The sequence below is a fragment of the Brevibacterium sp. LAARM2_SD2 genome, from assembly GCF_057364785.1.
This window is the reverse complement of sequence record NZ_JBNFOM010000035.1, coordinates 19,781-28,694: the sequence shown is the minus strand read 5'-3', so window position 1 is coordinate 28,694 and position 8,914 is coordinate 19,781. Positions and strand designations below refer to the sequence as shown.

Annotated in this window: 8 protein-coding genes and 1 pseudogene; 3 read left to right on the top strand and 6 right to left on the bottom strand. The window is 70.0% G+C overall.

Annotated elements, in window-relative coordinates; all coding sequences use genetic code 11:
- From bioD to bioB, 5 genes and pseudogenes are all read right to left on the bottom strand, one after another.
- The coding region (gene bioD / locus AC2W7K_RS16870; protein ID WP_486006437.1) for an ATP-dependent dethiobiotin synthetase BioD at positions 1-284 on the bottom strand (284 nt) is incomplete at its 3' end.
- Between the two features lie 2 nt (positions 285-286).
- Positions 287-1,420 (bottom strand): 8-amino-7-oxononanoate synthase, encoded by a 1,134-nt coding sequence (locus AC2W7K_RS16865; RefSeq protein WP_344249660.1) that lies wholly within the window; start codon positions 1,418-1,420, stop codon positions 287-289.
- Positions 1,417-2,253 carry an aminotransferase class III-fold pyridoxal phosphate-dependent enzyme gene (locus tag AC2W7K_RS16860; protein WP_486006436.1) on the bottom strand — a complete coding sequence of 279 codons (837 nt, stop codon included), beginning with the start codon at positions 2,251-2,253 and terminating at the stop codon, positions 1,417-1,419. The genes AC2W7K_RS16865 and AC2W7K_RS16860 overlap by 4 nt, the downstream gene beginning before the upstream one ends.
- A pseudogene (locus AC2W7K_RS16855) lies at positions 2,241-2,570 on the bottom strand (aminotransferase class III-fold pyridoxal phosphate-dependent enzyme); the annotation flags it as partial. The pseudogene AC2W7K_RS16855 and the gene AC2W7K_RS16860, both read right to left, overlap by 13 nt.
- A 160-nt stretch (positions 2,571-2,730) precedes the next feature.
- A complete protein-coding gene (gene bioB, locus AC2W7K_RS16850) occupies positions 2,731-3,903 on the bottom strand; it encodes a biotin synthase BioB (RefSeq protein ID WP_344249664.1) in 1,173 nt (390 codons plus the stop codon).
- Between the two features lie 216 nt (positions 3,904-4,119).
- On the opposite strand from bioB, the gene AC2W7K_RS16845 reads away from it, so the two are divergent.
- The 3 genes from AC2W7K_RS16845 (at position 4,120) to AC2W7K_RS16835 (ending at position 7,203) form a co-directional block, all read left to right on the top strand.
- A complete protein-coding gene (locus AC2W7K_RS16845) occupies positions 4,120-4,653 on the top strand; it encodes a YdeI/OmpD-associated family protein (RefSeq protein ID WP_344249666.1) in 534 nt (177 codons plus the stop codon).
- Between the two features lie 164 nt (positions 4,654-4,817).
- The gene (gene helR / locus AC2W7K_RS16840) at positions 4,818-6,968 is read left to right on the top strand and encodes an RNA polymerase recycling motor ATPase HelR (protein WP_344249668.1); all 2,151 of its coding nucleotides are present in this window, start codon (positions 4,818-4,820) and stop codon (positions 6,966-6,968) included.
- A gap of 88 nt (positions 6,969-7,056) precedes the next feature.
- Positions 7,057-7,203 (top strand): hypothetical protein, encoded by a 147-nt coding sequence (locus AC2W7K_RS16835; protein WP_344249670.1) that lies wholly within the window; start codon positions 7,057-7,059, stop codon positions 7,201-7,203.
- Here the strand turns inward: AC2W7K_RS16835 and AC2W7K_RS16830 are convergent.
- Positions 7,200-8,858, bottom strand: a complete 1,659-nt coding sequence (locus tag AC2W7K_RS16830) for an MFS transporter (RefSeq protein ID WP_486006435.1) — start codon at positions 8,856-8,858, stop codon at positions 7,200-7,202. The two genes, AC2W7K_RS16835 and AC2W7K_RS16830, sit on opposite strands and share 4 nt — an antisense overlap.
- Positions 8,859-8,914: the final 56 nt, after the last annotated feature.

Genomic DNA, 8,914 nt, shown 5'->3' with positions numbered 1-8,914 from the left:
CTCCTAGCGCCCCTTGTCGTGCCTTGGCAGTCTCCAGGCTCACCCCGGTCGACAGGGACGCCGGCGAGCGTCCCGGCGATCTCGGCGTCACCGCGGGTGACGAAGTCGGTGTAGAGGGCTTCGAGGTCGCCGCGGTGCGGGTCGTCGGCGGCGATGAGACCGGTCTGCACCGGTTTGCGGAGGTGCACCGCGACAGAGCGCTGCCGCAGTCGGACGGCGAGCGCCGCTGACACGATGGTCTTGCCGACCCCCGTGTCGGTCCCGGTGATGACGATGCAGCGCATCCTCAGCCCATCTCCGCGACGACGGCGCCGATCGCCTCGGCGGCGGTGTCGACGTCGGCCGCGGTGAGGTCGCCGCGACAGGTGATGCGCAGGCGGGAGATGCCGTCGGGAACCGAGGGCGGACGAAAGCACCCCACGGTCAGGCCCCGCTCCCGGAGTGCGTCACGCGCGGCGACGGCCGCCCGGGCCGAGGGCATCGGCACAGACGCCACGGCCCCGGCCGGCTCCTCGATTCCGAGAGCCGTCGTCAGAGCTCGCCGATTGGCGGCCAGTTGCGCCACCGGTGCCTCACCGGCGGCGATGAGCTGGATTGCGGCGGTGGCCGCGGCCGCTGCGGCCGGGGCGAGTCCGGTGTCGAAGATGAAGGTCCGGGCGGTGTTGACCAGGGCGTCCCGGACCGCGGCGGGTCCGAGGACCGCTCCGCCTTGGGCTCCCAGGGACTTGGACAGGGTCGCCGTGACGACGACGCGGTCACGGTGGTCGACCAGTGCCGCGGCCGCGCCCGCTCCCCCGCCGACGACGCCGATGCCGTGGGCTTCGTCGATGACGAGCAGGGCATCGAAGCGTGCGCAGAGCTCGAGGAGACGCGCAAGGTCCGGGGCATCGCCGAGGACCGAGTAGACGGACTCGACGACGACGATCGCCTCGGGCTGGGTGCGCTGCCGCAGGGCCTCCTCGACGGCGGTGGCGTCCCCGTGCGGGGTGCGCACGACCTCGGCCTTCGAGAGACGGCAGGCGTCGATGAGCGAGGCGTGGTTGTGGGCGTCGGAGACGATGAGACAGTCGGGTCCGGTCAGCGCGGTGAGCACCGCGAGGTTCGCGGCGTAGCCCGAGGAGAAGACGAGCGCCGTGTCCCGCCCGGTGAGCGCGGACAGCGCCGCTTCGGCCTCATGGTGGGCCGGGGTGGTGCCCGTGACGAGTCGTGAGGCCCGCGCGGATGTGCCCCAGCGTGCGATCGCCTCGCATCCGGCGGCGATGACGCTCGGATGGTTCGCGAGTCCGAGATAGTCGTTCGAGGCGAGATCGAGACCGTGCGGCCCGGCATCGACGCGGTCGAGCCCGGCCTCGGCACGGGCTCGCGCCTCGGCGCCGAGGCGGTCGAGGATCCGGTTCGCCTCACGCACGGGCGCGGTCACGGGCAGCCCTCCGCGGCGGCGAGCATCGCCGCACAGATCCCGGCGACGTCCTCGGTCGTCGCGATGTACGGCGGCATCGTGTAGATGTGCGTGCGGAAGGGGCGCAGCCAGACACCGTGGTCCGCGGCGATGCGGGTGACGGTGCCGACGTCGACGGGGCGATGCATCTCGAGGACGCCGATCCCACCGACGACGCGGACGTCGGCGACCCCGGGCAGCGCCGCGGCCGGTGCCAGTCCCGCAGTGAGGCCCTCCCCGATCCGGGTGACGGCTGTCGCCCACGCAGGCGTGCCGTCGGGGGTGGCAGCGAAGAGCAGATCGAGGGACGCCCGCGCCGCAGCGCAGGCCAGGGGGTTGGCCATGAATGTCGGCCCGTGCATGAGGGCACGGTGAGGTGATCCGGCGATCACCTCGGCGAGATCGCTCGCACAGAGCACCGCGGCCAGGGTCATGTACCCGCCGGTCAGCGCCTTGCCGAGGCAGAGGATGTCGGGAACGATGCCGGCCTGTTCGCAGGCGAACGCGGTTCCGGTGCGGCCGAAGCCGGTGGCGATCTCGTCGGCGATGAGCACGGCGTCGAGGTCGCGGGCACGGGCGGCGAGATGGCGGAGTGCGCGGACGTCGTACGGGCGCATCCCGCCCGCACCTTGGAAGAGGGGTTCGACGATGATGCCGGCGAGCTCGTCACCGTGGCGGTCGCAGAGCTCGTCGACGGCCGCACACCACGCGTCGATCTCGGCATCGGGGCGCCCGGCAGCGGCGGCCGCGGGGCGAAGAGCTGTTCGGTGAGCACGGCCCGGAAGTCGGCGTGCATGCTCTCGACCGGGTCGCACACGCTCATCGCACCGGTGGTGTCGCCGTGATAGGCCCCGCGCAGGGCGAGGAAGCGTCCGCGGTCGCGGCCCTGGGCGCGCTGGTACTGGATGGCGGTCTTGAGTGCGACCTCGACCGAGACCGACCCGGAATCGGCGAGGAACACGTGGTCGAGGCCCGTCGGGGTCACGGCGACGAGGCGCTCGGCGAGGTCGACCGCCGGTTCGTGGGTGAGCCCGCCGAACATGACATGGGAGAACGACCGCAGCTGGGACTCGAGTGCCTGGTCGAGTGTGGGATTGCGGTACCCGTGGACGACCGACCACCAGGAACTCATCCCGTCGAGGGCGGTGATGCTGCGCCCGTCGCGTCCGACGAGGTCGACGCGGGGGCCGCGGGCACCGGCGACCGCGAAGTGCGAGCCATCGGCGAGGGCGCCGTAGGGATGCCAGAGCAGGCCGCGCTCGCGGTCGTGGAGACCGGCGACGGTCGTGGTCTCACGCATTGGGGGCCGCGGCCGTTCCCGCCCCGCGGCGGCGGATCGTGGGGACGACGATCCCGTCGGGCGCGGTGGAGGCCGCGGCCGTCTTCCCGCACGGCAGGCTCGAAGAGGCCGGGGAGGCCTCGGGAAGAAGAGCGGCGGTGCGGGCCGCCTTCGCCGCGCGCACCTGCTCCCGCAGTTCGGCTGCGCTGTCGGCGCCGACGATGGAGAAGCCGCCGTCGACGATCATATCGAGATCCGCCTCGGCGTCCTGGCCCTCGCTCGTGAGGTAGTCGCCGAGGAACAGGGAGTTGGCGACGTGGAGGGCGAGCGGCTGGAGAGTGCGCAGGTGCATCTCGCGACCGCCGGCGATGCGCAGCTCGCTGTCCGGGCACATCAACCGCACTGCGCAGAGGATGCGCAGGCAGTGCTGGGGAGTGAGTTCGTGGGTTCCCGCCAGCGGGGTGCCCTCGAACGGGATGAGGAAGTTGACGGGGATGGAGTCGGCGTTGAGGCGACGCAGTTCGAGGATCGTCTCGACGATCTGCTCCGGGGTCTCCCCCATGCCGACGATGAGCCCGGAGCACGGGGAGAGTCCCGCATCGCGGGCCTGCTCGACGGTGTCGACGCGGTCGGCGAAGGTGTGCGTCGAGCAGATCTCGGCATAGTTGGACTCGGCGGTGTTGAGGTTGTGGTTGTAGGCGTCGACCCCGGCCGATCGGAGGCGCTCGGCCTGACCGCCTTTGAGGAACCCGAGGCACGCGCAGACCTCGACGTCGGGGTTGTGGGCTTTGATGTCCTCGGTCATCGACGCCACCCGTTCGACGTCCCGGTTGGAGGGGCCGCGGCCGCTGGCGACGAGGCACACCCGGGAGGCACCGCCGGCGAGACCGAACTCCGCTTGCCGGCGCGCTTCGTCACCGGGCAGCCATGAGTACTTGAGGATCTCCGATTCCGACCCCAGGCGCTGGGAGCAGTAGCCGCAGTCCTCCGGGCACAGTCCCGATTTGAGGTTGACGAGATAGTTGACCTTGACCGCGTCGCCGAAGTGCAGGCGGCGGACCCGCGCGGCGGCCGCGACGACGTCGAGGAGGTCGTCATCGGAGGACTGCAGAATGGCCAGAGCCTCGTCGAGGGTGGCCGGCGAACCGGAGCAGGCGCGATCGGCGATGGTGGTGAAAGACGGCATGGCCACGATCATTGAACACTGTTCAGGAAAAGTCAATCCTCCTCGCGGCTCCGCCTGTCGCCTCCCCCGGCCCCGGTCGCAGAGGATGATGGGCGCAGAGGGTGATGAGCGCACCGGTCAGGAATCGAGAAGCCTGCTCAGCTGCCCGCGAGTATCCTGGGACAAGAGCAGTTGAGGGGATCCGGACGGCCGGATCCCGGGCCCGTGAGGAGAGACATGGCAGCGACGCAGACCGCACCGATCGAGTTCGCCGGAGAGGTGTCGACGCTCGGTGATCGCACGATCATCCGGCTGAGTCCCGACGCGAGTGCGGAACTTCCCTCACGAGGTCAGGTCGCCGCCGAGGCGGTCGTCGGCGACGCGCGGTTCGCGACGGTTGTCGAGCCCGATGGGATGCGCGGTCACTGGCTCAATCTCGATGAGGTTGCGGGCCTCGCGGACGGCGCGACGGTGTCCGTGACGCTGACGCCGACGAAGGACTGGCCCGAGGTGAGCGTGCCGGAGGATCTCGCCTCGGCACTCGCGGATGCCGGCGATCTCGATGACACGTGGGCGAGCCTGACCCCGATGGCCCGGTGGGAGTGGGTGCGCTGGATCAAGGCGACGAAGAACCCCGCGACGCGAGCCAAGCGCGTCGGCGTGGCCATCGACAAGCTCGAGAACGGCAAGCGCCGACCGTGCTGCTTCGACCTGTCCTCCTGCACGGATCCGGAGCTGTCGAAGAGCGGGAAGCTCATCGACTTCCGCTGACACCCTCCCGGTCGAGCACTCCGACTCGTCGTCATGAGCGGCTGACGAGCGGCCGGCATCTCCTCGCATTTTCAGGATATCAGCGCACAGGGGGCTTGCCGCAAGGCCCCGGACAGGGTGAACAATGGGTGCCTCACCTCGCCGTTCACCCTCCAGGAGCCTCCTTGCGAACCAGCGCCTTCGCCCTGCCCGCTCGTCTTTCCGCCAAAGCCCGACCGCACCTCATCGCCGCCGACGACGCGCTGTTCTCCCGCGTCTCCCAAGCCCAGGAGACCGAGTCCGACCGGCTGACCACCCGCCTCGCCGAGCTGCGAGCGACACCCGCGGCCTCCGGTGAGGCGGCCGTCGAACGCGACGCCCTCGTCCGCGATGCCTCCGCGCAGCTGAGCCTGCTCGGCCGCTTCGACCTCGACCTGTGCCTCGGTCGGATGGTGACCACGACCGGTGAGACGATCCACATCGGCCGGATGGGCATCCGCGACGAGCATGGCGACCCACTGCTCGTCGATTGGCGCACTGCTGCGGCCGAACCGTACTTCGCCGCCACCCTCGCCTCCCCCTTCGGTCTCACGAGCAGGAGGCGATATCGCTGGCGGGACGGCGTGGTCATCGACTACTGGGATGAGCAGCTGAGTCCCGACGGCGGTGCCGATGCCGCTGTGCTCGACGACCAGTCAGCCTTCCTCGCTGCACTCTCCGCAGTGCGCTCGCCGCAGATGCCCGATGTCCTCGGCACCATCCAGGCCGACCAGGATGCGGTCATCCGCACGTCTGCTCGTCGACCGCTCGTCGTCGACGGCGGGCCGGGCACGGGCAAGACCGTCGTTGCGCTGCACCGGGCCGCCTACCTGCTCCATTCCGCACCGCAGGTGAGATCCGGAGGCGGGCTGCTCTTCATCGGCCCGACCGCATCGTATCTGCGCTACGTCGACGACGTCCTCCCCCGCCTCGGCGAGGATGCGGTGCAGATGTGCACGCTGAGCGACCTCGTGCCGGAGACTGCCACGGCTCCCGAGTCTGCGGACTCCGCCCGGATCAAAGGCGCGCTCGATCCCGCCGAGGTGGTCGACCGGGCCGTCTCGCTCTTCGAGCAGCCGCCGACCGACGACCTGAGCGTCCCGACTCCGGCCGGCGAGATTCCGGTCGGACTGGGGATGTGGGCCGAAGCGTTCCGGGCCGGGATCGGGACGACGCCGCACAACGACGCCCGTGATGAGGTGTGGGACGAACTCGTCGACATCATCGTCGACCATGCCCGGGACCTCGATGAGGACATCGACGAGGGGTTGACTCGGCGCATGGTCCGCTGCGATCCGGCGCTTCGGGCGGCACTGACCGCCGCATGGCCCGTGCTCGATCCGCTCGACGTCGTCGGCGACCTGTGGACCGTGCCGGCCTACCTGGGCATGTGCGCACCGGGGCTGGCGCCGACGCAGATCGACGCGCTCATCCGCCGTGGGCCGCGGGACTGGACAGCATCGGATCTGCCGTTCCTCGATGCCGCCCGCCGTCGCATCGGCGACCCGGACGCTCTCCGTCGTCGACGCACCGACGAGCGCGAGTCCGCCGCCGAACGCGCGCGGATGAGCGACGTCATCGACGACCTCATCTCCGCCGACGACAGCGAGCTGCGGGAGATGACGATGCTCCGCGGTGCCGACCTGCAGACCGCTCTCGAGAATTCCGGTGGTCGAACGGTGCCGCAATCGGATCGGCTCGCCGGTCCGTTCGGTCACATCATCGTCGACGAAGCCCAGGAGCTCACCGATGCCCAGTGGCGGATGATCCTCGACCGGTGCCCCTCGAAGTCGGTGACGATCGTCGGCGACCGCGCTCAGGCGAGGGATGGGTTCGCCGAGACGTGGGAGGTACGGCTGTCGCGGGCGGGGCTGAGCGTCGAGACGGTGCATCTGAGCGTCAACTATCGCACCCCTGCCGAGGTGATGGCCGAAGCCGGTCCCGTCATCCGCGCCGCCCTCCCCGATGCGAATGTGCCCGACTCCGTGCGCACCGCCGGACACCCGGTGCGCCGTGAACGGACGGAGGCGCTCATCCCCGTCGTCGAAGCGTGGCTGAGCGCCCACGAACAGGGCACTGTCGGCATCATCCCGGCCGACCCCAGTGTCCTCCCCGTCTCGGATCGCTGGCGGCGATCCGAGCGGGTGAACGCGTTCACTCCACTCGAGGTCAAGGGTCTCGAGTTCGATCTCGTCGTCCTCGTCGACCCCGATCGGTTCGGCGACGGCATCACCGGTGCCGTCGACCGCTACGTCGCGATGACCCGATCAACCGCGGAGCTGGTTATCCTCTCCTGACGCCGCCCGAATTGAGGCCATCAGTCTGGCTCAGCACAATGACACCATTCGCGCAGGCCTCGAAGAGCGCGGCGATGCCGCACGGAGCGTGCTCGCACGCGCATTCGGGGGTGACGACGAAAGGGACGGTTCGCGTCACTACGCGATGCTCATCGGCGTAGCCGCCCAGTGGCTGCTCGACCCGGACTCGGCGCCGAGTGCTGAAGAGATCACCTCGCCGATTTCGGAGGACTAAGGCGCCGTGCCGGTCTCGTCGCCACGCGACGCGGGACGAAGAGCGAGGAGGATGCCGAGACTCCCGGCGAGCACCGCGCCGGTGACCGTCCACGGCAGGCCCACAGCAGAGGAGATCCCGCCGATGAGCAGCGGACCGATCAGACCCGCGGTGTAGCCGACCACACTGATGCGGGCGATCGAGGCCGCCGGATCGCCGAACCGGGAGGCCCGGCTCAGGGTGATCGGAAACACCGGACCGATCGCCAAGCCGATGACCACGATCGACCCCACGACGATCCCGGGCACCGCGCTGAGCATTCCGATCGTCATCGCCGTCGCGGCCGTCACTGCCCCGGCACAGAGGATCACCGTTTCGCCGAGGCGGTCGGCCAGCAGGTCGGTGACTGCCCGTGATCCGACCATGGCCACGGAGAACAGCGTGAGCGCCAACGCACCCTGCGTTGCGGTGGCGCCCAGGTCACGAGTGAGCAGGAGCGCCGACCAATCGGTGATGACGCCCTCGAGCAGCAGTCCGCAGATGGCCATGACGGCGATCGCCGCCGGGAGGTGCGAGGTGAAGCGAGGACCGTCGGGAGGGCGTGCGGTTTCGGGCACGCGCTCCCGCTCAGGCCCTCGTCCCTCAGCGCGCAGGAGACCGGGAGCAGCAGTTGCCGCGAGGACAACGAGCACGGCTGCCACGACCGCGAAATGCCCCGCGACGCTCGCACCGAGGGCGGTCGCGACGAGCGCACCGACACCGCCGGCCACGACCCCGAGACTGAATCCGGCGTGAAGCCGTCCGAGCACGCCCGAGCGCAGTCGATGCTCGATGCGCACCCCTGTGAGGTTCATCGTGATGTCGCACAGGCCCCCGGCGACACCCATGCCGAAGAGAGCCGCGAAGAGCGCAACGAGGTTCGGTGCCGCGGCGATCACCGGCAGGCCGAGGGAGAACGCCGTCGCAGAGAGGAGGCTGACGAGTTCGGGCGACACCCAACGGGTCAGGTGACCGGCACACAACATCGCCGGGATGGCTCCGGCGGCGAAGCCGAGCAGAGCGATGCCCAATGCCGCGTCACCCACGTCGAGTGCGGCTGCGACCTCGGGAATGCGCGGCGACCAGCTGGCCATGACTGAGCCGTTGATGAAGAAGATGAGCCAGAGGCTCACGAGGTGGTGGCGCTGAGACATGGTGACCCCTTGGGCCGCCCTCACGATGCCTGCTGACGTCTGCCCGGACGGGTCAGGCACACGGGCACTCGCTGCGTCCAGGCTACCAATGACCGCCGTTCGGCGCACCGACCGGAGGTCGGTCCTGCGCGCCCCTGTCGGTGCGATCGCCCACGACATCTGCACGAGGGGAATCTGCAGCGGCAGGCGCGCGAGCGCGATTGCCCGCCCGCGGGGTGAGTGCCAGTACTTGACCACGGTGTAGATGTTGGCCGGGTAGACGGCGACCATGAGTGCCGCCGAGGCGGCCCCTCCGAGGCGTCGTGTGCCAGGGTTGGCGAGCAGGGCGGCGCAGCCGAGTTCGGCGACCCCGCTCGCATAGGTCCACGCCCGCCGATTGCCGAGGGCAGGCGGGACGATCGAGTCGAATGTCCGCGGTCGGATGAAATGCATGGCTCCGGCGAGTCCGAGCAGGCCGGTCATCAGTGCAGGTCTCAGTCTCATCGGACTCCTCTGGGTGAATATGTCAGCGTCACGGACAGGTCAGTCGTCAGGCTAGT

Bases quoted from the DNA above. Each gene is read 5' to 3' on its own strand.
- AC2W7K_RS16845 (WP_344249666.1), top strand. From the start codon at position 4,120: ATGGCAGCGACGCAGACCGCACCGATCGAGTTCGCCGGAGAGGTGTCG.
- bioB (WP_344249664.1), bottom strand. From the start codon at position 3,903: ATGCCGTCTTTCACCACCATCGCCGATCGCGCCTGCTCCGGTTCGCCG.
- AC2W7K_RS16830 (WP_486006435.1), bottom strand. From the start codon at position 8,858: ATGAGACTGAGACCTGCACTGATGACCGGCCTGCTCGGACTCGCCGGA.